We start from the raw sequence: 24414 nt of genomic DNA, 5'->3' as shown, positions 1-24414 counted from the left end.
GTGTTTAGAATTGGACATTTACTCCAAATGAGAATGTTCTCGCAACAGGATAAGGACTGGCAATATTTGTCGTTGTTGGATTACCTGTGGTCGAACTTACGCTTAATGCCTCTACGTTGTAACCTTTGATTTTCGAGAATGTATAGAGGTTACGGGCGTTAATAAATGCTTTAATGGAAGAGAGATTCAATCTTTTTAGAAAATCGCCATCAAAGGTATAGCCCAAGCTAAAGTCCCTAATTCGCCAATAGGATGAATTGATATAATACGTATGGTTGTTTACTGGCGTGTATCCAGGGGATGGGATGTCTGTGTTTGTACGCTCCGGTGTCCAGTAAGGCATGTCAGCAAGATAATTGGCGCCGTTGTTAGGTAAGAAACGTTCGATGTTTTTGAAATCATCTATTTTCGTTCCACCAAATGCCCCATTCATAAAGAACGACAGGGAGAAATTTTTGTACGTGAAATCATTGCCTATACCGAGCGTATAAGGTGATATTTTGTTCCCCATCATGGTACGGTCATTGGCATCGATTTTACCGTCGTTGTTGAGGTCTGCTAACTTGGCATCGCCAGGTTTCGCTTTAGGTTGATAGGAGTTTGCGATGTCGTCGCCCTCTTGCCATACACCAATGACTTTATAGTCGTAGAAAATACGGATAGGCTTTCCGATTAACCAGGCATTGGTCAAATCATCTTTTCCGTCAGCGCGCAGTTTGGTGATTTTATTGTTGTTATAGGCAAAGGTTGTATTTACATTCCATTGGAAATTGTCATTTTTGACAGGTATGGCATTCAAGGTAACTTCTATCCCTTTGTTGGAAGTTTCACCGATATTGGTTAAAATGGTGTTATAGCCGTTCATGACAGGGACCTGTTCACTTAATAAAAGATCCGATGTTTTTGAGGAGTAGTAGTCGATCGTTCCTGAAAGTCTATTTTTGAGAATCGCAAAATCCAAACCAAGGTTTAATGAAGCTGTCGTTTCCCAAGTTAGATTGCTTCCACGTCCATTGAAATTCATCACAAGTCCTTTGACTGGGTCAAGACCATAGATATAATCGACGTTGGTCAGACGGTCGTAAGTTTGATAAGGTGATACGGCCTGATTTCCATTTTTACCATAAGAAACACGAAGTTTTAACAAGTCGAAATAGTCCTGCACATTCCCTTCTTTAGAAACCACCCAGGCTCCTGCAACGGATGGGAAAAATGCATATCGGTTGTTAACAGAAAATGCGCTATAACCGTCCGAACGACCTGTTAAGGTTAATAGGTAGCGATCCTTAAAGGCATAGTTGATTCTTCCCATGTAGGAAATCATCGCTGTATTTTGAAGGTTGGATTCGATCTTAAGATTTTTAGAGGCAGAAGCCATGTTGTTATATCCGGCATCTGATACAAAGTCGTCTCCATTCATTCTTGAAGTTTTCAAATTTGTTTTCTGAGAAGAATAGAGGCCCACGACATTGATCTTGTGGTCACCAAAGGTACGGTCATAGGTCAAGAGATTTTCCCAGGTCCAGTCCCAGAAGTGCTCATTGTAAATTGATCCGGTACCATTCACGCCACGTCCTGTAACCGTATTTGAGCCATAGTAGGAGTTTTCGTTAATATTTCGGTAGTTGGTTCCGAATGTGGTTTTGAAACTTAATCCTTCAATAGGGAGTTTCACATCAAGCCAAGTATTCGCATAGACCGTTCTTCTGGTCTGATCCCACTGGCCTTTTTCGTCTGCGAAAGGGTGTGCCCACAGCGTTTGTGCGTACATTGGGTACGTTACAGCAGTGCCATCGACATCACGGTTTTTACTGTAAGGGGAAAGTTTTACAACACTTTCAAGGTTAGGCTGTACGCCGTCACGGTTCCCTTGAGAAGCCTGCATGGTCATTCCTAGCTTTAACCAAGAGCTTAAACTTTGGTTGAGGTTTAGATTGACATTATATCTTTCGTAGGGCGTGTTTTTTACCACACCATCTTGATTTAGGTAGCTTACAGATGCATAATAATCGGATTTATCCGTTCCACCCGAAAAACTGAGTTGATGTTCCTGAATGGGAGCGCCACTATTGAATACTTCGTCCTGCCAATTGACTTCTTCCCCTTTTTTGTATTGTTCTAATACGTTGGCAAAAAGATAATTTTCTGGGTTGAGTTGATCGCCGGTTTTTCCTTTCGAAGCCTGGTAATCACGCATAAATTGGATGTATTGTGGACCGTTCATCAATTTAAGGCGGCGTTCTACACTTTGAACCCCAAAATAGCCGTTATAATTGATGCGTGCTTTTCCTGCTGCACCCTTTTTTGAGGTGATGAGGATAACGCCATTTGCAGCTCTTGAACCATAGATTGCGGTGGATGAAGCATCTTTCAGTACCGAGATACTGGCAATTGTATTGGAAGAGATATCACCCAGGGAACCACTAAAAGGAATTCCATCCAGGATAATTAGGGGGGCATTGGACGCGGAGATCGAGTTCTCACCGCGGATATTGATAGAAGCTGTTTCGCCAGGTTTGGCCGAACCGGAATTGATCGCCAGACCGGAAATCTTACCCTGAAGTTTATCGACAACATTCGGTGAATTTATTCGTTCCAGGGATTTTGCTTCCACTGTAGCGATACTTCCTGTCAAATCGCTCTTTTTCTGTTTACCATAACCTACGACCACAACTTCATCCAAAACATCCTCGGATTTTGTCAAGGTTATTTGTGATGCTTGTGATACGGGAACTTCTTTCGCCGTAAATCCGATCGAGTTAAATGTTAGGATGGCGCTTTTTGAACTGACGTTCAGTGAGAAGATACCGTCTTGATTGGTTGTAGTTGCTGCTGCTTTACCTTTTTCAGAAACAGTAACACCGCTTATTGGTTTCCCCGTTTCGTCAACGACCTTTCCGGAGACGGCTTGCTGGAAGGGTGAACGACTGGTTATTGCAACCAAATTACGTGGATTTGCTACCCCGTAAATAGGTGCCGCTAATGACAAAATTGATAATGGTGTCAGAAGGATGAGATGACTCTTTTTGACCATAGGTGTGTAATTTAGATTCAGTAAGTGTTTAATGCGGCAATTATAAAGAAATAAAGCGTTGGCAATTCTATTGCTTCTTGGAACAAACGATTGCACGAACTACGAAAACGTTATAGAAATGGGGTTTTGTAATGAAAAATTGGAGCTAATGAAAGCTGATTTATTCGGCTAGGAATTCCGATCGTTAATAACATGTGTGCGTCGAGCGCTTTTATTGTTGTTCAGTTGTGTCATCAAGATGCCATACGTCGAAAAAAGGGATGATATCGGTTAAAAGGGTCGTTTTTCTGCTCTTTTTTTAGTATTTTGGGGTAATTTGGTCTTTGTAGCCCATCCCGTCAGATACCAGCGGATTCGTTTAAGATTGATTTTTTGGGTAAATTTGTGTTTTAGTAGCTAAGGGCTGATGCTGTTTTTTCTAAAAGTCTTTGTTTTTTGTTAGAAAGAACCTTTAGCTTGTTTTCGTAATTGTTGTAAACAACGTTATGAAGCTTATATTATTAGTATTTATTTAAATAGAAGATTATGTCTATTGTAAGAGAGTCCGATCTGATTGGAATTGGAAAAAAATTTCAAATTGAAACCGATGCGGGAGACAATATGGTTGTTGTTATCCATGACGATGGCAGACGGGAACTTTATCGCTATGATGACGAGGAACATGAGTCACGTTGCGTCATGACACTCAATGACGATGAATCTCGGCAGATTGCGGGTATTATCGGTGGTTTGTCCTACAAGCCTAAGGCTTTGGAGACAATTGAAGTTGCTTTGGACGATTTACGCATTGAATGGTACAAAGTGGAAGGCAAAAATGAGGGGGCCGGAAAGACGATTGGAGAGCTGGAAGTTCGTCAACGTACAGGTGCATCGATTATTGCTGGGATACGGGATGATGATACGGTTATCAATCCAGGACCGTCTTATTTGATTAGCCCAGGCACCACACTTGTCATTGCTGGAAAGAAGAATAATATTAAACTTTTGAAGGAAATTTTACTGTAATTTATGCTATCACATACCTTAATACTGGAAATTGGAATCGCTGTAGGACTTGTTGCCATTGTTGGCCTAATAGCCAATAAGCTTAAGTTTTCTGTTATTCCATTTTTCATTATTATAGGAATGGTTTTGGGACAGCACGCTCCGCAGGTTGGTCTGGTGGATTTAACATTTACAGAAAGTAAACCCTTTATAGATTTCATGGGACGGTTGGGTGTATTATTCCTGCTGTTCTACTTGGGACTTGAGTTTTCGGTCAATCGCCTTATTAAATCCGGTAAAGCAATTGTGACAGGCGGGACAATTTACGTCTTATTGAACTTTACTTCAGGCTTGTTGATCGGATGGCTAATGGATATGCCATTTAAGGAGATGATGGTCTTATGCGGTATCATGACAAGTTCTTCCACGGCCATTGTCGCAAAGGTTCTTACAGATCTCAAACGTACGGCCAACCCGGAGACTGAGGTCATTATGGGGATGATTATGTTCGATGATCTGTTTATAGCGATGCATATCTCTTTCCTTTCAGGCTTGATACTGACAGGAAGCAGTTCGTTTTGGACGGTAGCAGGAACGTCCTTACTGGCCTTGGGATTTATATTGGCCTTTTTGATTTTGGGCAGAAAACTGGTGCCTGCGATTGATCGCTTATTGAAGGAGAAAACTTCTGAACTATTTATATTGATCATCTTTGCCTTACTGTTTATTGTAGCAGGTTTCTCTGAAACCATCCATGTTGCGGAGGCTATTGGGGCGTTGATGGCTGGCTTGGTGTTGGCAGATTCGCAATACATCAAAAAGATTGAATCGATGGTACTGCCTTATAAAGATTTTTTTGGGGCAATGTTTTTCTTTAGTTTCGGATTGTCTATTGATATTATGTCACTTGGGGGAGCTGTATTTTGGGCTTCGATTGCAGCACTGGTGACGGTGATGGGTAATCTTGCATCGGGGTATTTTGCAGCTAAATTTTCGGGCATGAAACCTAAAACTTCTTTTGATATTGGCTTTACCTTGTCTGCGCGGGGAGAGTTTTCCATTATCATGGCAAACATTGGTAAAGCAGGGGCTTTATTGCCCGTTATTCAATCCTTTGTGGTTGTATATGTTCTCATTCTTTCCATAGTATCCCCACTATTGACCAAAGAGTCCCGTAATCTGTGGAAATTACTTTTCGGTGCGGATACCAATAGCTCCAAGCCTTTGAAAAAGTTGAGTGATTTAGAAAATAAGCAGACCACTTAGCACTTCTGGATGATAGAGTTGCTCTTAAATGAGTGCTCACAAGCAAAGGAGGATCCTACAGTACTGTAGGACCCTCCTTTGCTTGTATGAGCTATTGAATTTTACAAAAATCCTAATTCTAGCTTTGCTTCTTCCGACATCATGTCTTTTGTCCAGGGTGGATCAAATGTCAATTCGACCAATGCTTCTTTGACACCCGCGACGGCAGCAACTTTTTCTTGAACTTCATTCATGATTTCGCCTGCCACGGGACAGCCAGGAGCCGTCAGCGTCATTACAATCTTTGCAATACCCTCTTCCTTCGTAATGATTTCATAGACAAGCCCCAAATCCACAATATTTGCAGGTTTCAGTTCAGGATCATAAATTGTTTCCAGTACAGCTTGGATTTGTGGCGCTAGACCCAGTTTATCTAATACAATGATACTCATTTATTCAGTTTTTATCGTGAATAGCGTTTTGATAGATCGCTAATAATTTCGCTTCATTTATTTCAGGAGTAAAATTACTAAAATAGTAAGCAATACAGGTCTTTCTTATCTCATCTTTTTCATTTGTCGTTTTTGTACTCCACTCCGTTAAACATTGGATGATATCGTTTTTGTTGTGGGGATCGAAAGTTTGTCCTGTTTTGCCGGGGATAATCAGTTCGGGGAGTGGGCCTAGATTTGAGCTGAGCACAGCTGTTCCGACTGAATAAGCCTCAAGAATCGTGATCGGCATACCTTCAAAACAAATCGATGGTACGAGTAGTGCCTGTGCTTTGGCTATCAGGGGAAGTATTTCTGACCTTTTTTTAAAACCGAGGTAGGAAATATTCGGCTGGTCTTTAATTCTTCTCAGGACCTCATTTTCGAGCGGACCGCCACCAATTAGCTGTAGTTGAAAATCTGTTCCGATAAAAGTATCGATCAGATTCAATATCCCCTTTTCATCTGAAAGACGACCGACGTATACGAAGTGGGCCTGTGTATCTTCGGGCGCTATTGCATTAGGGAAAACGAAGTTCGGTTTAATCTCGAACTTAGAAGACGGAAGGTGTATGGTCGATTCAACGAAGATGTTCTTTGCAAAAGAGCTTAAATTGATGTAGCGATTTACCTTTGCCCAAGTTCCAATTTTACGATGAAACCAGTAATTCAGTGCGAGAAGAAATGTTTTTACTATAGAGTTGTTAAATGCTTTTTGTCGAACGGCTGTCCACGGAAACTCCTCTTGGAGTGAGTCCAAAAAGAGATGGTTGTGGTGGTACAGCGTCGCCGAAGGGCATAGTAAACGGAAGTTATGCAAGGTCATGACCTGAGGGATGCCGAGTTTTGCAATTGTACGAACGATAATCGGGCCCGCTGCGTAATGGGTGTTGTGAACGTGAACGATGTCCGGTTTAAACGTCCGAATTATTTTTTTGACACGTTGAGCAGCGCAAATATTCCAAAAAGATCCTATTGTCTGTAATGCACCCTGCCAACCCTTTTTATTTTGAAAGGTTAGCGTTTGGACCTCATGTCCTTGCGCGAGGAGGGAAGATTCCTGCTGAAATACAGTGTCTTCACCACCAGGATCTTGATAAAATGTATGGATAATCAGTATGCGCATAATAAAAGACTTATACAAATGTACAATTTTGAGGTGACTTCCTTTAAAGGGACAAAATTGCCATTTCTATATGATTATTGCTATATTCGCAAGATTCGATCGTAAAGATATATGCAACATTTACAACAACTCGTGATAGAGGCGATAGAGACAAGTCAATTTCCTGAAACACCATCAAATTTATATGATCCGATACGGTATATATTGACTTTGGGCGGAAAGAGGGTTCGACCAGTGCTGACATTGATGGCAGCCGAATTATTCGGTATGCAAGAGATGGATGAAATTATCCCTGCTGCCAAGGCAGTGGAGTTTTTTCATAACTTTTCACTGATCCACGATGATCTGATGGATAAGGCTCCTTTAAGAAGGGGTAAAACGACAGTTCACGAAAAGTGGGATGCTAATATTGCTATATTGTCTGGAGACGGCTTGTTGGTCAAAGCTTATGAGGAAATTTCAAAGTGTAATCCTATTTACCTGCCTGCAACCTTGAAAATTTTGAGTAAAGTGGCTATGGAAGTATGTGAGGGGCAGCAATTAGATATGGATTATGAAAGTCGGGATTCGCTGACAATGCCTGAATATCTTGAGATGATCCGTCTTAAAACTTCGGTGTTATTGGGCGGAGCGTTACAGTTGGGTGCTATTTTGTCTGGAGCAGATGAACAGCAACAGCAGCTGATCTACGATTTTGGAGAGAATGTCGGCTTAGCATTTCAATTACAGGACGATATCTTGGATGCCTATGGAGATCCAGATACCTTTGGAAAGATCGTTGGTGGTGATATCATGATCAATAAAAAAACCTTTTTATTGGTGAAGTTGATGGCGGTAATTTCGGACGAAGATAAGACCGTCTTACAAGGCTTATTGGACGCGTCTATAGCAACTGCTCCATCAAAAGTAGCGGATATGCTTACCTTATACGAGAAGTATGCGATTAAAAGTGCTGCCGACGAATTGAAAGATATATATACACAACGGGCATTTGAAAAAATGGAAGCATTGAATGTACCAAATGATCGCAAAGAAGCGTTATTAGTGTTAGCAAATAACCTTTTGGTAAGACAGCAATAAGTATAAATTCTATTAAAATTCGTATCTTGCCTGTAAATGTTTTTTTTGTAAGAAAATAATTAAATAAATTTTTAGATTACGTTCATGGAGCCTTTAAAAATCACCGTATTTCAAGCATATTTATTCTGGGAAAATATCGAGAAGAATCTAAATAATCTTGCATTGAGACTTTCCTCATTGCGTGAGAAAACGGATGTTATTATTCTCCCCGAAATGTTTAATACAGGCTTCACGAATAATGTCGAGAAATGTGCAGAACCTGCAAATGGACCTACAACAAGATGGCTATTTGAAATGGCAAGCTCACTTAACTGCGTTGTTGCCGGTTCTTTGATTATTGAAGAAGGCGGGAAATACTATAATCGTTTTGTATGGATGTTCCCTGATGGTAAATATGTCAAATATGATAAACGTCATCTTTTCGGACTATCTAAAGAAAGCGAGTACTTCGAGCCAGGAAATGAACGTATCCTGGTGGATATCAAAGGATGGAAAATTTGCCCAATGATCTGTTATGACCTTAGATTCCCCGTCTGGTCTAAAAATCAAAATGGCGCCTATGATATTTTAGTGTATACGGCCAGCTGGCCGGATAAGCGTTCTGCACATTGGAGAGCCCTTATTCCAGCACGTGCTATAGAAAATCAAGCTTACGTTGTTGGAGTAAACCGGGTTGGGCATGATGGTAATGATATTTACTATTCAGGTGGTTCTATGTGTATCTCTCCACTTGGTGATGTGGTGTATTATAAGCCAGAAGACGAGGATTTGTATACATTTACCTTAAATCCGAATGACCTGTTGGAAGCACGGGAGAAATTTCCTTTCTTAAAAGACTCCGATTCTTTTACAATCGGGTAACACGCTCTAAATTAGGTATAATTGCAAGCATTTATTTTTTCTGAGAGTGCCTGATCTTATTGGTCAGAAAGAACCTTCAGTTTGATTTAATTGCTGTTGGTGTTTCTAAAGTTATGAAGGTTTTGTTTGTATCCTTTTTATTTGTTAAATTCAGTCTAGTATAAATCAAATTGTTATGATTTATCAACATCTACTGGTGACATGTTGATAAAATTTTGTTTGAGACAGTTAGATTAAAGTGTAATTTAGGCTAACTATTAGCCAAAATACGTTTAGCTTTTTCTCAAATTATATGAAAGACAACGTTTTATTATTGCAATAAGTTGCGTAAACAACCATAACCATTATTCATATGTTAGACCAAGATTTAGTATCACAAGAGTATTTTTATAATTTCTTAACAGGGAAATACTCAATTGCAGTTATGCGGAGATTACAGCGTAATCTCAAGGAGGCCGGGTTAAACATTACTTCTGAACAATGGAGTATCATGTATAACCTGTGGGTAGAAGAGGGGCTCACCCAGCAGGAGCTTGCTGTTCGCACATTTCGAGATAAACCAAGTGTCACTCGATTAATTAATAACCTGGAAAGGGTAAATTTGGTTATCCGCGTTAATGATAAAAACGACAGACGGTCCAATCTGATCTATTTAACAAAAATAGGACGAAAGATGAAGGATGAAGGAATGAAGCAGGCAAAAAATACCATTGAACAGGCTTTAGGCGGATTAGCCGACGATCAAATTGCCTTGTCAAATACCATTCTGCATCGCGTATTATTTAATTTGAAATAAAGATACTTAGTGGGGGTTATTTTATAAGTGAACTATCAGGGTATAAAAAAGGTCCCCTATGTTGAATACATAGGGGGCCTTTTTTATATGAATTTCTAGCAGTTAATCTTCGAAAAGTTTGCTTTCGAAATCTGTGTGGCTATTGACCAATTTACCTTCAGTTCCGAAATAGATTTCCTGAAAACTTAATGTACGGATAGCGTCTACCTTACGATAGAATTTATCAGCAGATACATCTGAAAGTGTTTTGAAACCACAAGCTTCCATAATTTCGACTGTAGCACGTAATGTGTTGCGGTGGAACTGAGCTACGCGTACATATTTATCATTTACGTCGAGTCCTTTGTATAAATGCGGCTGTTGCGTGGCAACTCCAACCGGACAAACGTCTTCATTACACTTAAGTGCTTGAATACAACCTAAAGCGAACATCATACCGCGAGCACTATAACATGCATCTGCGCCTAAGGCAATAACTTTTAAGATGTCGAAACCCGTTACAATACGGCTGGATACGATAACTTTAACATGTTTTTTCAAACCAAAAGCAATCAAGGTTTTCGTTACAAATGCCAATGCATCGTATAGTGGCATTCCTAGGTTATCTGTAAACTCTAGTGGCGCAGCTCCTGTACCACCTTCTGATCCATCTACGGAGATAAAATCCGGGAAGATCTGCGTGTTTTGCATGGCGTGACAGATGTCGATAAACTCATGTTTATCGCCGATACAAATTTTGAAACCGATAGGCTTTCCACCCGATAGCTCGCGCAGCTGTTGTATGAAGTGCATCATTTCAGTCGGTGAGGAGAAAGCGCTATGTGCTGGAGGCGACATCACATCTGTTCCTGGAATGACGTGACGAATAGCCGCGACCTCAGGGGTGTTTTTTGCCGCTGGAAGGATACCCCCATGACCGGGTTTAGCACCTTGCGAAAGTTTCAATTCGACCATCTTCACGTTTTCACGATTGGATTTTTCTCGGAAAAGTTCCGGATCAAATTTTCCCTCCTTATTACGGCATCCAAAATAACCTGTACCCACCTGCCAGATTAAATCACCCCCATTGTTGTGGTAATCGCTGATTCCCCCTTCGCCGGTATTGTGTGCAAAGTTTTGAAGTGCAGCACCCTTATTTAATGCCGTTATCGCTGTTTTACTCAACGCACCGTAACTCATTGCCGAGATGTTGAACACACTTAAGCTATAAGGTTTTTTACAGGCTGCATTTCCAACAGTGGTGCGCAGGTCGTGATTTTCGATATGGCAAGGGAAAACAGAGTGTGCAGCCCATTCGTTCCCGACAGCCTGTGGATCAGTCTGCATACCAAATGCGACAGTTTCACGTTGATTTTTTGCACGTTGGTATACGATCGAACGCTGTCTTCTGTTGAAAGGACGTCCATCCATGTCTGATTCCCAAAAATATTGTCTCAATTCAGGACGAATAGATTCGAAGATATAACGGAAATATCCAACTAAGGGATAATTGCGTAGGATGGCATGTTTGGTCTGGAAACTATGGTATAACGCGATCAATAGCAATGGAAATGGGATGATAAGCAGCCAAAACCAGCTTGATGTAAATATAAATCCAAATGATACAATGATTAAATTAATCACAATCATTATTGAAAGAATGAGTTTTCTAACTTCCATAGAAAATACGATTGTTTAGTTTTAATTCGCTATTTTAATGTTTAGCCCAACTGATTATTTTATTACTCAATTAGCATTCCAAAATGCGCTTTTGGACGAAGCAAATGTACTAAAGTTCCTGAAGTAAATGGATATATTTACCCCTTGGAGGTAAGTTTTGATAAGTTTATAACCGTTTCTCACAAACTATTTTCTTTTATTAATCTCCTGCGATAAAAGTTGATAGATTTGCTGTAAATCTGGTTTATTGCTAATAAATTGCAAATGTTTTTGCATTGTTGTGCTGTCCTGTCGGATCGCTGGTCCTGTCTGAACTGTTATTGGAATATGATTTTGCACTTTTTCTGCCGTCTCAAGGATGATTGGTTTGATTAGATCAAAGGACAAGTCGTTTTCTGCTAAGAGCTCATAGGCCATCTGATAAAGGATGTTAGTGAAATTGTTGACCATGACCGAGGCAAGGTGGATGGCTAAGCGCTGCTGGGAATTACAATAGATGCTCCGCGGTGCAAATGTCTGTGCTACCTGAAGTAGCGCGGCACTATTTTCATCCGTGTTACCTTCAACACAAAGTGGGACGGTCGAAAAATCGACTGCTTTATTTTTGGATAATGATTGTGGTGGATAGATGACTCCCGCATTTTTAAATCCGGCTAGTACAGAAAGATCGGTTGCTCCCGAACAATGAATAACAACACCTTTTATATCTTTTGGTAGCGCTTCTACCAGCGATACAATGGCCTGATCGGTAACGGCAATGAGGTAAAGATCAGCATGTAGGTCTAGTTCAGATAGTTGGTCAATTGCTGCGCAATGAAGAGCAAAGGCCAATGCATCTGCATTGGCCTTTGTTTTACTGTAGATCTGAACGATATGATGTCCTGTTTTTTGAAACTGTTGTCCAAAATGCGTAGCGGCATTACCGCTTCCTAAGATCACAATGTTCATTATTTAAGTGCTTTTCGTTTCTCCTCTTTATTTCTTCTCACAATGGACATGATAAAACCAATGGTCATGACAATCGTTCCACACCAGAAAAAGTTGATGTATGGGAATTTAATGGCTTTAAATACGACCCATTTCTTTTCTGGAAGCGGCTTTTGATAAACCATGATTTCCAGTTTATCCTTGTCAGGTTTAATTCCCGTAAATCTGAATTTAAGCCCTTGCTCGTTGACATCTTTATTGAAGTCATAAACACCACCGTCTTTAATTAAGTAGATTGGTTGTACTTCATACTGTTTGTTGTCGGCCGAAAATACTTTTATTTTCAATCCAACCATGACATCACTAGGACCTTTTGGAATTTTCTCCAGGTGAGCTTCTTTGTTTAAGCCTTCAATGACATAATATCCATTGCGGTAGCGTAGGGTATCACCGATATTTACCTGATACGTTGCCGGCTCCTCGTAGTCTTCGAAACCAGTTTTGTCTTCTGCCGGAACTTTCGTATGTGTTGCCTGACTTTCAGCTGCAGCTGCGGTAATCAGTGTATACACGTCATGCGTGACATAATGTTTGGTCGCTGGAGTACCAATCAAACCGCCCATTTTCGCGTTGTTTTGTGCAAAAGGTTGCAGCACAAAATGCTCCTTCACTTTACCTGTTTCTTCGTCGATCCGCTCGTATTTTATTTTATAAAACGTATTTGGAGCCACAATGCTATCACCGATATAGGTTATTTTGTATTCCCCCATTTGTACAGGTTCACCTTCGGTCAAGAATAAGTTGTCGCCAGGTTTCTCTACTTTGTCAAATCCGGATACAGCAATGTAACCTGTGTTGTTGACCGAGATGACCTCGTTGGTTGCTGCAGCCACCATGGCACCGATAAGTAGTAATCCAAAGCCGATATGGGCTACCGAAGAGCCGGCCAGCTTCCATTTACCTTTGACAGCGTCACCCAATACACGGATATTCGCCAAAATACAGAAAATACTTGCGAAAGTGATCAAAATATAGATCAGGTTGGTATACGTCTTCGTAAAATAGACGACAGCAGCCGTTAGAATGAGAGACACAACCAACGATGCTACCGTAGAAGCCAAAAACTTGCGGCTATCGGTACGTTTGTATTTTAAAAATTGTGTAAATCCGGTTAAGATCATAACGATCACCGCAAAACCCGATTGCCACTTGTTATAATGTTGGATCGGATCCAAAGGTGGAGCTACCTTGGTGCCAAAGATCTTGTTGAATACTGGAATTGATGTTGAAGCAATGATCTGTGCACATGCGACAGTCAATACCAAGGCGCCAATAAACATCCAGAATTCTCTTGAATAGATATCCTCATCCTTTTCTGTGATGGGCATCTCTTTCTTTTTGACGGTAAGAAATACGACCATAATTACCAAAAAGACAACATTGAATAAGATCAATTGTCCGCTCATTCCCAGATCGGTAAAGGAGTGTACAGAAGTCTCTCCAAGGACACCACTACGTGTCAGGTAAGATGCATAGATAACAAGTACAAAGCTGATCATCGCCAAAAATGTAGCGGTGAAGTAGGAGTGGCCTGAATTCTTATAAGCAATCATGACGTGGACAGCAGCAATCAGGGTAAACCAAGGAATAATTGATGCATTCTCTACTGGATCCCAGGCCCAGAAGCCACCGAAGTTAAGTGCTTCATAAGCCCAGAATGAACCCATGATAATACCTGCACCTAAAATCATCACGGCAAATAAAGCCCAAGGAAGTGCTGCATTGATCCATTCTTTGTATCGCTTGGTCCAAAGAGCACCTGTTGCATACGCAAAAGGAACAATCATCGACGCAAAGCCAAGGAACAGTGTTGGTGGGTGAATTACCATCCAGTAATTTTGAAGCAAAGGGTTCAAACCATTACCGTCGGTGATAAGTGAAAGATAGTTAGCTTCTCTAAAGATTGGAATATCCATTGCTTCACGCAATAGGATAAACGGAGAGCTACCGATACGCAGACCGAAGATTTCCACACCAATAATCATGGAAGCTAAAAATGCTTGGCATAACATGACGAAAGTCATGACAGACGATTCCCAGCTTTTTGCTTTAAATAGCAAAACAGAACCTAATACTGTTTGCCAGAACATCCAGAGCCAAAAACTACCCTCCTGACCTTCCCAAAAACTGGAAATGATATAGTAGGTAGGGAGTGTCTTGGACGAGTGCGCCCAAGCATAATTATATTCAAAAAGATGATTGTATATAATATAAAATAAAGTTGCACCAATCGCCACTACGGAGACCGCATTAACCCAAAAGGCAATACGTGCAATTTTTTTCCATGAATTCTCTTCAGGGTATTTTGTTGCAAAAAAGTAACTGATACAAGATAGAAGTGCAGCACCAAAAGAAAGTACAATAAAGAATTGTCCGATCTGCCCTGGTAGCAGGTGCTCACCAACGTAATTAACGTCCATTGAAAATTGATTTTACGAATTAATTATTGAAAGCAGTAGCATTGATCTCGGTGACGACCGATTTATCGTTATATTTTGACGGACATTTCATCAATATCTTACTTGCCCTAAACACATTTCCGTCCATTTTTCCTGTCAATACAATTTGCTCTGAACGTTCAATATCTTGAGGTTTGGCGCCTCTAAAAATCACTTCACATTCTGTACCATCGTTGTCACGCATGAAAAACGAAAATTTGTTGGCGTCAGTTTTGGGATCATAATGAAGCGCTTTGTCTTTATTCAATTGACCTACCACATATAGTTCGGTTTTCTTTTCTTTAGCTTCGGTAAATGTCGAATAGGTACTTGAATCGGTATAGATAACAAGTATCATGGCAATTGCGACAGCAATGATAGCGATTAGAATAATTGAACTTTTTTTCATTTGTATTTACTTATTTTATAAGTGTTTGATCTCATCGTAAAATGAGCTCGTTTCACCCGGTTTGTTTTTTCTTAACGATGGATAGCAGTTCCGATCTGCCAGATATTCTCCTTTTTTTTCAGAAAGATTATTACCCAAATCTGACAACGTTGTGCTCACTAAAATCCCAAATTGATTACATTTGAGACCTAATCGAATGCAAAATTACAAATAGATTCGCTAAGAAAGGAATAATGCAACTTTTCCATATTATTTATATCTATTCTAAATAGTTTGAATTAATTGGAAAAATAAGCTAGATTCGAATGCTTTTGGATAATTTGAAGTGAAATTTGCTATTTTGGTTCTAATGATATCGCATGAATTTTACAATTGCCTGTTAATATGAGTGTTGCTTTGCGATTTTTAGGCCTCTTTTGGGCTGTTATATTCCCCTGCTTTTTTGTTTTTGGACAGGTAAAATTCCGTAATCAGGAAATTGCTATCCAAAATGACAATGACGTTTATCTACTGACCGGTCAGGACCGCTATTATACCAATGGTATCAATATCAACTATAGGATTGCGTTGCCAGGGAAAACAGATAGCCAGACTTCAAATACGGTATTGGATTTTGAAATAGGCCAACGGATTTACAATGGTATCAGTATCATTGACTATAGACGGCAGGAAAAGAAATACGATAGACCATTTGCAGGTTACCTCTATTTTAGTGCTGGGGTAACGCGGTTTTTACCGCACGATCAGGTTGTTGAGTTCAAGACTGAATTGGCGCAGATCGGCCCTAAATCCTACGGTGAAGAGGCACAGAAGTTTATCCATCATCTCTTTGGGATGTACGAGGCGACAGGTTGGGATACGCAGCTTGGAAATTCCTTTGGTATTGATTTAAGTGCAACCTATAAAAAAGGACTATATCGCAGTCAAAATCAGCAATTCGATGTCGGAATTATAGGTGAGGGGACCATTGGATTAAATAATACCAATATGGGAATTGCGGCCCCGCTTCGGTTGGGGAAGCTGAAATCCTATCAGGCATCCACCTTTACACATGGACATTTGACACAGGGAAGAGCAGACAATGATAAAGAATGGTATTTTGTCTATCAACCAAGCGTGTCTCGTATTTTTTACAGCGCAACGGTAGAAGGAGGGAGAGGTAAAAATGATCCCATAGGCAAGTTATACACTATTCAGCCTTGGATGCTTAGTCACCGCATTGGTTTCAATTGGTCTAACCACAAGATCAATTACGGTATCAATTACATCTTCAATTCGAAAGAGCTCAAATCGGTGTTTCACCGGCATCAATATGGCGAGCTGTTTTTTGCCTACCGATTTTGATCAGCCGGCCATAGGTAGGACCTACATGGATCCGCTTGATAGGATCTTCGTTGGTCCAGCGTTCAAATGTTTGTCGTTTGGAGATTGTTTAACCTGGGTTTTCGGGAATATGGTCAGCCAGTTTTTGCCCGATCAATCTGGTGGTGAGCATAGCGGCTACGGTATCTCCAGTAGCATTGAGCATTGTTGCCAATGGGTCGACCAGCGTGGCGATAATCATAATGGAAGGAATCACCTCCGTTGGCATCTGATAAACCGATATGATCAGCATTTCTCCGATGTAGCCACCATTAGGAATACCTCCGGCTACGATGCTCACCAGTAAAGTAATGCCAACCGCCATAATCAGATTGGCTGGATCAAAAAATTCCTTGCCGCTTAATAAAAGTGCGATATAGATTTTAAAGATACAGGCGATCGCGGATCCATGCTTGTGCAATGTTGTGCCTAGGGGAATGACGACACTAGCGACGCTGTCCGGGATTCCAATTTGCTTGGCTGCAAGTAAGTTCGCTGGCATGGTGGCGAGGCTACTGCAGCTGCTCAATGCGGTCAAGGAAGGCAATATGTTATTTTGCCAATAGCGTTTGACACCCCTTAGCCCGAATGCAAAAAAAGCGAATAAACTGAATACCGTGAAAAAATAGAAGATTCCAAAAAAGTAATACAGACCGATAGGTTTGGCATAAAAACCAAAGAGCTGAGGGCCTAATGTTCCAACCTGATAGGCAAAATATGCTCCCAAACCAATGGGAGCGAGGTTCATGACCATCACGAGCAGATTTCCCATCACAACATTGCCCGAGTTTATAAATTTACGGAAGGTCTCTGCAGATGCCCCTGATTTGCGCGTAGCAATGCCAACGAGGAACGAAAAGATGACAAAGGCCAGCATATTTTGTCGTGATAATAAACTTGAAAATTCGCTAACGGTTAAAAAGCGGACCATTTTTTCACCCCAAGAATCATGAACAACTGTTTCTATGATCTTGTTTGTTTGTTCAATAGGCAGTGGAGCATCCACTGGAAAGAGGTAAAGGAAGCAGATGCTTGACAGTCCAGCGACGACAATACCCAGTACAAATACGAACGACATCATGCCGATGATCCTTCCCAGTACACTGTCGCCATTGATATTAGCAACAGATGCGGATATGGCAAAAAACACCAATGGTATAACGCTGACAAAGAGGAGGTTTAGGAAAATGTCACCGATCGGTTTAAGATTGTTGACGATATGCGGAAAGAAGATGCCGATCAAACTTCCAATACTGATCCCAAGGAGTAGAAGTAAGATACTGCCGTAGTTCTGCACAAAAGTTTTTGTAGCGTATTTCATAGGTGTATGATTAGTTATTTTAAAAGGAGTTCATTCACATGGAAGAACTGCTTATATTGTCTTTGTATTCGGTCACATTGAGCATATCCAATGCTGTTGTATTGCTTGCGCTTGTTAGGTTTGGATATTTCATTAGGTTTTGTGAATATTTCGTAATTAGATTGCTAAAATAGTGTTTTTCTCGAATAGGTCTATTAAAACGAGCTGAATTTATGCGTGTTTGTTCATTTTTGTTTTACCTTGCTGAAAAAATCCGCTTTTTTCTGCAAATATCTAGGTGATTGCTTTGTATCTTTTCATTAAGGTATCAAAGAGCTTGCTATGCTCGGCTTATGATCTACAAAAGAGTTTCCGTCCGCTTTCCCAGCTGTTGATGCTGTTGAAATCAGGAAGGTTTTGATACTCGAATTGGCTTTTTTATCTTTGGACAGTAGCAGTGACTAAGTGTCATGGGTAAGGAATGCGCCATTTATTTGGATTACTGTTTAGTTGTTTAGACTGAATGTGTGAAAATTGGAACTTAAAGTATTTGTATAAAAATGGAATTTGTAACGACAGGAGATGGTTCGAAAACGTTGTTTAATGCTAAAATAGGAGAATGTTATCATTCGAAACATGGTGCAGTACAGGAAAGCAGGCATGTTTTTATAAAAACGGGGCTTGACCACTATGTACAAACAACAGGGGTAACCGACGTCGGTATCTTGGAGGTGGGGTTCGGAACAGGTTTGAATTTTTTGCAAACAGCTGACTTTCTTAGGACCAAATCCGTTCAGGTGGAATATGTCGGAATAGAAGGATTTCCCTTGCCTTTATCCACTATTGCTGCAACGGGCTATGAGGCGACGGTAGATCCGACCGTGTGGGCAAGCTATTTGAATGCATACGAGCAGGCTTTGACGGAAAACGTACGGATTAACGAGTACTTAAAGCTTCATATTGACCATACCTTATTGATGAATTTCCAGTCGGATCGCTTGTTTGATATCGTTTATTTTGATGCTTTTGCGGCAGTGCATCAGCCTGAGATGTGGAATGATGCTGCATTGGGGCATATTGCGCAGTTTGTTAAACCTGGTGGTGTTTTTGTGACTTATGCTATTACCGGAAACCTCAAACGCAGTATGAAAGCATTGGGATTTTCAATAGAAAAGGCGCCTGGTGCGCCTGGCAAGCGAGAAATGCTGCGTGCAACGAAGTTGTAACGGATAATTCTTATATCATAGCATGAAGGGGCGAATAACCGCCGTATCGTTTGTACTTTTGCCCAAAACGATATCGTTCATGTGTATAAACTGCCGTGACTTTAAAGTATATGCGGTAAATAAAAGAATTATTTGCCGCAAAAAAAGGCGAATACTCCGTTTGTTCCCTGCTTGTTAAAAATATCGGTTTATTTAGGATTCAATAGCAAATGCGGCAACAATAGCAGCTGGATGAAATTCTTTATTGTTAAGTAACAGGTGTTTTTGACGTAACAATTTGTAATATTCTATATTCATGCCCACGATTATTGTTTCGGCGTTTTTATAATCCATATCAAAAATAAGCTCCTCAAGCTCGATTATTTTCTCTGATCGATGAAGGTTAAGTTCAATCTCGTGGCAATAAAAATGGATATGCTGCTGTAGCTCGAAGTTAAATACGGCGACGGTAAAATTTATTGCCAGTGCGTCGCAATGTTTTGGTAATACGATGTCATTGCGAAGGTCGAACTTTGGAAATCGAATATGGACCTGCTTATCCAATAAGCTAAGATCTGGGTCAAAATGCATAAAATCATGGATGTGGCATTTATCGTTGAATTGAAAATTGACTAAACGATCTATTTTTCCCCCATGAATGGTTTTCATTCCAGTAGGACGCCCATTTGGGCGGACCACTCTTTTGAGCTGTGTAATTAACCTGTTGTGCATGTCGCTATCATGCATGTTCAAATGTATATCCCCCATGAATTCCCTGATTCGGGCACCGGCGGTGCTGATATGTCCAAAATCTGATCCAATAGCTTTTTTGGCCGGAGTCGGTTTCTTTACAGGTTTCGGTATCGTCTGTACGATTGTTTGTTCATTTGATTGTCGAAAGACGATATTTCCAACGGCGCCTTTCAGATTTCCATTTTTTAATGTTGCCATAGGATAAAATTACTTGTTAAGTTACTTAAAAACAATTTGTTGTTAATTTTTGGGGAAATGGAAATTGCTGTTCGACTCCTATTGGAGATTTGGAAATAGGAAGCAAAAGGACGCTGTGGAATTTGTAAAAAATACGCCATCACAGTTAGGGATCTATCTAAATTGTATGATCGTTGTATACACTTCGAGAAAGCTTCGGAATAATTTCGTAACAGCTTCGGGACAACGACGTGATAGGCTCGACATGCTAGCGACATGAGTACGATATGTGTCCGTGTTGTCTCCGAGTTAAAGTCGGAATGAAGGCTAAAGCATGATGGAGGGAAGACATACTGATATATTTAAAGGCCGCTTAACAAGCTGATGTAATTATCGATGTAATGCAGTTTGTCTTTGGATTTATATTGCTGGATATAGCGGGGATGGTCTAAAATGGTCATTTTTCCAAAGAGCTTTTCTTCATTATTGATTTTAGCAAGAAAGGTTGCATTTTTCTTTCCGAGCACAAAGACCTCATCCGTCGCTAAGCCTATGGAAATGTGCTGTTTTAGGGAATCGATCATAAAGGGTTTGACCATATCAAAAAGTTGCTTGTCGTCGTAATAATTTGCATTGATCCAGTTGTTGGGCTTTGTTTCTCGGACAATCGCGAGGGGAAATGGCGAATTGATGTAAAACTGTTTGTAGAAGATCTCTGGTCCACCATAAGCTTCAATCATATCGTACATAAAAACCGAAGATATTTCATGGGTATGTGCAGATTGCATCTCTATTCCACATGCACTAGTTAATCTTTTGGTGTCTGTAAAAGGAACTCCCGTTACACCAGCACCGTGTCTGCTCGGATTAATACCGATAATGAATTTTCTGGTTAGATTATCATTGTAATATTTCTGGTAGAACTGTTTCATTACGACTAATGTTTCGGGGTTATCAAGGTAGGGGTTGATAACGTTGAATCCTACAGGTAGGTTCCCTCTGTAATGAAGTTGTTTGTTGAATAAAATTACTTTTTCCGCAAATGTTAGCATTGTTCGTGTGTTTAAAAACAAAATACGATTTTTAAAGAACAAAAAAACAAAGCCGGGTGTCATTTGACACCCGGCTTTGTTTTTTTGTATCTTGGGTCAGGATTAGTGACCTTGTGTACCGTCTACACCATGTGAATGTCCATGAGACAATTCTTCTTCAGTAGCAGGACGTACAGTTAAGATTTCGATATCGAAATTTAATGTTTTGCCAGCCATTGGGTGGTTTAAGTCAGCAACAACTACTTCTGGAGTAACCTCAGCTACTACAGCGCGGAATTGGTTTCCTTGGTTGTCTTGCAAAGGCAATACTTCTCCTACTGGAGGTAAACCTGTTTCTTTGAACATATCTACTGGCAACTGTGCGAACGCCTTGTCATCTTTTTGACCGTAAGCATCATCCGGTGCCAATTCAAATGAAATTTTATCACCAACGTTTAAGTCTGCGATGTTTTCTTCGAATTTAGGTAACATCATACCTACACCATATAAGAAATCTAAAGGTTGTTCTGCAGTTGTTTCTTCAACGAAAACTTTTTCACCGTTTTCTACTGTGTGAAGTCTGTACGTCAATGCTACGACGTCGTTTGCTTTTATAGCCATCTGATTTTGATTTTTGGAAGCCCGAGGCTACCGTTTATTAAATATAATTTATTAACGCTTGTATGGAATCCTGTGGTAGACTGCAGGTCCTGTTTTTACAAAGATATGCTTTTGTCTCCTTTCCGACTCTATGTTCGAGCAATGGAAGATTTTCTTCTGTACCGCCAAGAACAATTTTATTTGGAATATAATAGTTGCCGAGTTCATTTTTGAAAGCCATTGCTTTATCCCCCGTCAATGCAATTTCATTGATTCCATATATTTCTTCTAGCAATAATATTGCCCAATTTGAATAAGCCGAACCATAAGTCTTGATTTGCGGGAATACATTCGCCAGCAATTGGTCTGTAATGGCGATGTAATTTTCATCATCAAAAAACAAACCTAATCGTTTCAGCTGACGAACCATTGTCGACGAAGAGGATGGAATTACATTATCCATAATTTCGCTTTTCCGTGCGATGAGTTCCTCTGCCTGCGACGATGTATAGTAGAATGTTTTTTGTGATCCATCGTAAAACAATGCAATGGCCTTATCAGTGAGCTGTCTTGCTTTTGTGAGCCAATTGAGGTCAAATGTCGCCTCATATAATGCTATAAAGGCTTCAATAGTGAATGCATAGTCATCTAAGAAGCCTGCGATCGCTCTATTGTTATCTTTTGGTTGGTGCAATAACTGGAGATCGTCTTGAATAAGATGTGTACAGATAAACTGGGCATTGTTTAAAGCGAGTTCAAGGAAATGGCTGTTTCCAAGACTGTGATAGGCATCTATTAGTCCTTTTAGAAATAGCGCATTCCAAGTGGTTAGCTGCTTATGGTCGAGTCCCGGACGGATCCGTTGTTCACGATAGTTGTATAATTTTTTCTTTGAAATTTTTAAAAAATCTGCCCATTCGTCAGCTGACATATTGACCTTTGTTGCTAACTGGTCTGCATTAATGGCGCAAATAGGAATGTTGGTTTTCTCCTCCTCCCAGTTGCCGGCTTGGGTTATGTTAAAATATTGCCCGAGTAGGGGAGCATCATCGCCCAATACCTCGTCAAATTCAACTTTGGAGAAGGAATAGTATTTCCCTTCAATGCCTTCGCTATCGGCATCTAAAGCGCTATAGAAACCATGGTTTGGAGCAAGCATTTCACGCTCGGCCCAAGTAATCGTTTCTTCGATAATCCGTTTATAGAATGGATCCCGACTTTGTTGATAAGCTTCGGCATACAGGGACAGTAGCTGGCCATTGTCATAAAGCATTTTTTCGAAGTGGGGAATATGCCAATAATGGTCCACCGAATAGCGGGCAAAGCCACCTCCGATCTGGTCATATATACCACCAGATGCTATCTTTTTTAATGTAAAATGGACATGATCTAAGATCTCCCGATCATCGGCAAGTACGCCATATTTTAGGAAGAATAACCAATTGTTTGGTAGCGGAAATTTGGGCGCTCTTTGATAACCACCTTCTTTTTTATCGAACATCTCGGTCCAAGGGGCAACAATTTCATTTAAATTTTCAATCGTGTATTGATCGGGGATGGGATGGATGGGGAGTTTCTCGGCCCGTTGAATGCCATTGTTTAGCTTTTCGGCGTAGTCAAATGCGACTTCGGGTTTCTCCGCCCACATTTGTGCAATTTGCAATAAGATATTCTGCCAGTCGTGCGGTTTGAAATAAGTACCACCGTAAATAGGTCTCCCATCGGGCAGGCAGATACAATTCAATGGCCAGCCCCCGGCATTGGTCATCAGTTGCACAGCAAGCATATACACTTGATCAATATCGGGGCGTTCTTCGCGGTCAATTTTGATCGATACGAAAAACGTATTCATGGTTTGGGCGATGGCTGAGTTTTCAAAACTTTCACGCTCCATCACATGGCACCAATGGCAAGCCGAGTAGCCAATGCTTACAATGATCAGTTTATTTTCGTCTTTTGCTTTTTTTAAAGCTTCCGGCCCCCAGGGCATCCAATCTACTGGATTGTGTGCGTGCTGTTTAAGGTAGGGTGAATTTTCAAATTGCAATTGATTCGCCATAAGACGAAGGTAGTGAAAAAGTAATTATTAACGAGCCTAGTGAAAAACATACAGGCAATAAACTTTGCTGTAGCATTTTTTTTTATTTCTACGTCGTGTTAAAGTAACTTCATTGGATTGAAAATTAATTAGATGTTATATAATGTCCGATGAATTTGATTAGTTTTACATGCATTTATTATTAGCTTTACCGAAGTCCTATGTCAAATGACGTTGATCTGCTTAAGAAGATAGTCCAAAAAGATAGAAATGCTTTTGAAGCTATTTATAAGAGTCATTTCCGTAAATTGTATATCTTGTCTTTTCGGTATGTGCGAGAGGAGGCAATCGCTGAAGAGCTCACCAATGATGTATTTATGATGTTATGGGAAAATGCAGGAAAATTGATCATTAATCAATCACTTGGAGCCTACCTATCCCGCAGTGTTATCAATCTCTCGCTTACTTACCTCAAAAAGAATCAACGTTTATTAGAACGGAATAATGATTATAGCAAGGAACTGGATCTGACAGATGAGGAAGATCAGACCGATAGCGCAGCACTTTACGAATCCAAATTATTGATGATCGAAAGTATATTGGAAGGGCTGCCGCCGCAGTGTCGAAAAATCGTTCTTATGAGTAAGTACGATAAGATGAAACAACAGGAAATAGCGGATCAATTAGGGATTTCCATTAAAACCGTAAAAAATCATTTGACGATTGCTTACGATAAAATTCGGGTGGCTTTGGCCAGGCAAAAGACATTTCTGTTGCTTCTAATCGGCTTTTTATTTTTTTCATTAGGACTTTTTGTTCAGTTTATTATCTTATAGAT

20 protein-coding genes are annotated in these 24414 nt (G+C 40.3%); 8 read left to right on the top strand and 12 right to left on the bottom strand.

Annotation, left to right across the window (positions count from 1 at the left end; all coding sequences use genetic code 11):
* Positions 1-4: 4 nt before the first annotated feature.
* Positions 5-3034, bottom strand: coding sequence for a SusC/RagA family TonB-linked outer membrane protein (locus tag K2F45_RS24340; RefSeq protein WP_248932567.1), 3030 nt, complete (start codon positions 3032-3034; stop codon positions 5-7).
* 525 nt (positions 3035-3559) lie between these two features.
* Between K2F45_RS24340 and K2F45_RS24335 the strand changes: the two genes are divergently transcribed.
* Positions 3560-4039, top strand: coding sequence for a cation:proton antiporter regulatory subunit (locus K2F45_RS24335; RefSeq protein WP_046672804.1), 480 nt, complete (start codon positions 3560-3562; stop codon positions 4037-4039).
* Positions 4040-4042: 3 nt separating this feature from the next.
* Positions 4043-5284, top strand: a complete 1242-nt coding sequence (locus tag K2F45_RS24330; RefSeq protein ID WP_088163023.1) for a cation:proton antiporter — start codon at positions 4043-4045, stop codon at positions 5282-5284.
* Positions 5285-5385: 101 nt separating this feature from the next.
* Here the strand turns inward: K2F45_RS24330 and K2F45_RS24325 are convergent, their stop codons facing one another.
* Positions 5386-5715, bottom strand: coding sequence for a metal-sulfur cluster assembly factor (locus tag K2F45_RS24325; RefSeq protein ID WP_046672802.1), 330 nt, complete (start codon positions 5713-5715; stop codon positions 5386-5388).
* A gap of 4 nt (positions 5716-5719) precedes the next feature.
* Positions 5720-6880, bottom strand: coding sequence for a glycosyltransferase family 4 protein (locus K2F45_RS24320; RefSeq protein WP_075994266.1), 1161 nt, complete (start codon positions 6878-6880; stop codon positions 5720-5722).
* A 111-nt stretch (positions 6881-6991) separates the two neighbouring features.
* Between K2F45_RS24320 and K2F45_RS24315 the strand changes: the two genes are divergently transcribed.
* The 3 genes from K2F45_RS24315 to K2F45_RS24305 all read left to right on the top strand — a co-directional run bounded on the left by K2F45_RS24315 (position 6992) and on the right by K2F45_RS24305 (position 9617).
* Complete coding sequence (locus K2F45_RS24315; protein ID WP_075994265.1) at positions 6992-7960, top strand: polyprenyl synthetase family protein; 969 nt, start codon at positions 6992-6994, stop codon at positions 7958-7960.
* An 84-nt stretch (positions 7961-8044) separates the two neighbouring features.
* Positions 8045-8821 carry an amidohydrolase gene (locus K2F45_RS24310; RefSeq protein ID WP_046672799.1) on the top strand — a complete coding sequence of 259 codons (777 nt, stop codon included), beginning with the start codon at positions 8045-8047 and terminating at the stop codon, positions 8819-8821.
* 352 nt (positions 8822-9173) lie between these two features.
* Positions 9174-9617, top strand: coding sequence for a MarR family winged helix-turn-helix transcriptional regulator (locus tag K2F45_RS24305; protein ID WP_070560735.1), 444 nt, complete (start codon positions 9174-9176; stop codon positions 9615-9617).
* Positions 9618-9719: 102 nt separating this feature from the next.
* Here K2F45_RS24305 and K2F45_RS24300 read toward each other — a convergent pair whose 3' ends face one another.
* From K2F45_RS24300 to K2F45_RS24285, 4 genes are all read right to left on the bottom strand, one after another.
* Positions 9720-11276, bottom strand: coding sequence for an FMN-binding glutamate synthase family protein (locus K2F45_RS24300; RefSeq protein WP_075994264.1), 1557 nt, complete (start codon positions 11274-11276; stop codon positions 9720-9722).
* Between the two features lie 186 nt (positions 11277-11462).
* Positions 11463-12224 (bottom strand): Rossmann-like and DUF2520 domain-containing protein, encoded by a 762-nt coding sequence (locus K2F45_RS24295; RefSeq protein WP_075994263.1) that lies wholly within the window; start codon positions 12222-12224, stop codon positions 11463-11465.
* Positions 12224-14683 (bottom strand): heme lyase CcmF/NrfE family subunit, encoded by a 2460-nt coding sequence (locus K2F45_RS24290; RefSeq protein ID WP_075994262.1) that lies wholly within the window; start codon positions 14681-14683, stop codon positions 12224-12226. The genes K2F45_RS24295 and K2F45_RS24290 overlap by 1 nt, the downstream gene beginning before the upstream one ends.
* A 19-nt stretch (positions 14684-14702) precedes the next feature.
* A complete protein-coding gene (locus K2F45_RS24285) occupies positions 14703-15110 on the bottom strand; it encodes a cytochrome c maturation protein CcmE domain-containing protein (protein ID WP_046672794.1) in 408 nt (135 codons plus the stop codon).
* Positions 15111-15494: 384 nt separating this feature from the next.
* On the opposite strand from K2F45_RS24285, the gene K2F45_RS24280 reads away from it, so the two are divergent.
* Positions 15495-16454 carry a lipid A deacylase LpxR family protein gene (locus tag K2F45_RS24280; protein WP_075994261.1) on the top strand — a complete coding sequence of 320 codons (960 nt, stop codon included), beginning with the start codon at positions 15495-15497 and terminating at the stop codon, positions 16452-16454.
* Positions 16455-16542: 88 nt separating this feature from the next.
* Here K2F45_RS24280 and K2F45_RS24275 read toward each other — a convergent pair whose 3' ends face one another.
* Complete coding sequence (locus K2F45_RS24275; protein WP_248932566.1) at positions 16543-17793, bottom strand: dicarboxylate/amino acid:cation symporter; 1251 nt, start codon at positions 17791-17793, stop codon at positions 16543-16545.
* A 539-nt stretch (positions 17794-18332) separates the two neighbouring features.
* Between K2F45_RS24275 and mnmC2 the strand changes: the two genes are divergently transcribed.
* Entirely contained in the window at positions 18333-18998 is a 666-nt protein-coding gene (gene mnmC2 / locus K2F45_RS24270) for a tRNA (5-methylaminomethyl-2-thiouridine)(34)-methyltransferase MnmC2 (RefSeq protein ID WP_075994260.1), read from the top strand.
* Between the two features lie 192 nt (positions 18999-19190).
* On the opposite strand, the gene K2F45_RS24265 is transcribed toward mnmC2, so the two are convergent.
* The 4 genes from K2F45_RS24265 to K2F45_RS24250 form a co-directional block, all read right to left on the bottom strand.
* The gene (locus K2F45_RS24265; RefSeq protein WP_075994259.1) at positions 19191-19928 is read right to left on the bottom strand and encodes a hypothetical protein; all 738 of its coding nucleotides are present in this window, start codon (positions 19926-19928) and stop codon (positions 19191-19193) included.
* Positions 19929-20269: 341 nt separating this feature from the next.
* On the bottom strand, positions 20270-20959 hold the full coding sequence (locus tag K2F45_RS24260; RefSeq protein WP_075994258.1) for an SMUG2 DNA glycosylase family protein: 690 nt from the start codon (positions 20957-20959) through the stop codon (positions 20270-20272).
* A 102-nt stretch (positions 20960-21061) separates the two neighbouring features.
* A complete protein-coding gene (locus tag K2F45_RS24255) occupies positions 21062-21559 on the bottom strand; it encodes an FKBP-type peptidyl-prolyl cis-trans isomerase (RefSeq protein ID WP_075994257.1) in 498 nt (165 codons plus the stop codon).
* Between the two features lie 37 nt (positions 21560-21596).
* Entirely contained in the window at positions 21597-23597 is a 2001-nt protein-coding gene (locus K2F45_RS24250) for a thioredoxin domain-containing protein (RefSeq protein WP_248932565.1), read from the bottom strand.
* Positions 23598-23797: 200 nt separating this feature from the next.
* Here K2F45_RS24250 and K2F45_RS24245 point away from each other — a divergent pair, with 200 nt between their 5' ends.
* Positions 23798-24412: an RNA polymerase sigma-70 factor gene (locus K2F45_RS24245; RefSeq protein ID WP_075994255.1), complete on the top strand. Its 615-nt coding sequence runs from the start codon at positions 23798-23800 to the stop codon at positions 24410-24412.
* Positions 24413-24414 lie beyond the last annotated feature (2 nt).

This window comes from Sphingobacterium siyangense, assembly GCF_023277505.1.
Classification (GTDB): Bacteria; Bacteroidota; Bacteroidia; order Sphingobacteriales; family Sphingobacteriaceae; genus Sphingobacterium; species Sphingobacterium siyangense.
Note: the sequence above shows the minus strand (reverse complement) of the source record. Positions and strands in the feature narration are given on the sequence as shown.

What these genes read in the sequence shown, in the direction of transcription:
- K2F45_RS24250 (WP_248932565.1), bottom strand. Translation starts at nt 23,597, where the DNA reads ATGGCGAATCAATTGCAATTTGAAAATTCACCCTACCTTAAACAGCAC.
- K2F45_RS24330 (WP_088163023.1), top strand. Translation starts at nt 4,043, where the DNA reads ATGCTATCACATACCTTAATACTGGAAATTGGAATCGCTGTAGGACTT.
- K2F45_RS24265 (WP_075994259.1), bottom strand. Translation starts at nt 19,928, where the DNA reads ATGGCAACATTAAAAAATGGAAATCTGAAAGGCGCCGTTGGAAATATC.
- K2F45_RS24255 (WP_075994257.1), bottom strand. Translation starts at nt 21,559, where the DNA reads ATGGCTATAAAAGCAAACGACGTCGTAGCATTGACGTACAGACTTCAC.
- K2F45_RS24275 (WP_248932566.1), bottom strand. Translation starts at nt 17,793, where the DNA reads ATGAAATACGCTACAAAAACTTTTGTGCAGAACTACGGCAGTATCTTA.
- K2F45_RS24335 (WP_046672804.1), top strand. Translation starts at nt 3,560, where the DNA reads ATGTCTATTGTAAGAGAGTCCGATCTGATTGGAATTGGAAAAAAATTT.
- K2F45_RS24260 (WP_075994258.1), bottom strand. Translation starts at nt 20,959, where the DNA reads ATGCTAACATTTGCGGAAAAAGTAATTTTATTCAACAAACAACTTCAT.
- K2F45_RS24300 (WP_075994264.1), bottom strand. Translation starts at nt 11,276, where the DNA reads ATGGAAGTTAGAAAACTCATTCTTTCAATAATGATTGTGATTAATTTA.
- K2F45_RS24245 (WP_075994255.1), top strand. Translation starts at nt 23,798, where the DNA reads ATGTCAAATGACGTTGATCTGCTTAAGAAGATAGTCCAAAAAGATAGA.
- K2F45_RS24285 (WP_046672794.1), bottom strand. Translation starts at nt 15,110, where the DNA reads ATGAAAAAAAGTTCAATTATTCTAATCGCTATCATTGCTGTCGCAATT.
- K2F45_RS24310 (WP_046672799.1), top strand. Translation starts at nt 8,045, where the DNA reads ATGGAGCCTTTAAAAATCACCGTATTTCAAGCATATTTATTCTGGGAA.
- mnmC2 (WP_075994260.1), top strand. Translation starts at nt 18,333, where the DNA reads ATGGAATTTGTAACGACAGGAGATGGTTCGAAAACGTTGTTTAATGCT.
- K2F45_RS24315 (WP_075994265.1), top strand. Translation starts at nt 6,992, where the DNA reads ATGCAACATTTACAACAACTCGTGATAGAGGCGATAGAGACAAGTCAA.
- K2F45_RS24325 (WP_046672802.1), bottom strand. Translation starts at nt 5,715, where the DNA reads ATGAGTATCATTGTATTAGATAAACTGGGTCTAGCGCCACAAATCCAA.
- K2F45_RS24280 (WP_075994261.1), top strand. Translation starts at nt 15,495, where the DNA reads ATGAGTGTTGCTTTGCGATTTTTAGGCCTCTTTTGGGCTGTTATATTC.
- K2F45_RS24340 (WP_248932567.1), bottom strand. Translation starts at nt 3,034, where the DNA reads ATGGTCAAAAAGAGTCATCTCATCCTTCTGACACCATTATCAATTTTG.
- K2F45_RS24305 (WP_070560735.1), top strand. Translation starts at nt 9,174, where the DNA reads ATGTTAGACCAAGATTTAGTATCACAAGAGTATTTTTATAATTTCTTA.
- K2F45_RS24290 (WP_075994262.1), bottom strand. Translation starts at nt 14,683, where the DNA reads ATGGACGTTAATTACGTTGGTGAGCACCTGCTACCAGGGCAGATCGGA.
- K2F45_RS24295 (WP_075994263.1), bottom strand. Translation starts at nt 12,224, where the DNA reads ATGAACATTGTGATCTTAGGAAGCGGTAATGCCGCTACGCATTTTGGA.
- K2F45_RS24320 (WP_075994266.1), bottom strand. Translation starts at nt 6,880, where the DNA reads ATGCGCATACTGATTATCCATACATTTTATCAAGATCCTGGTGGTGAA.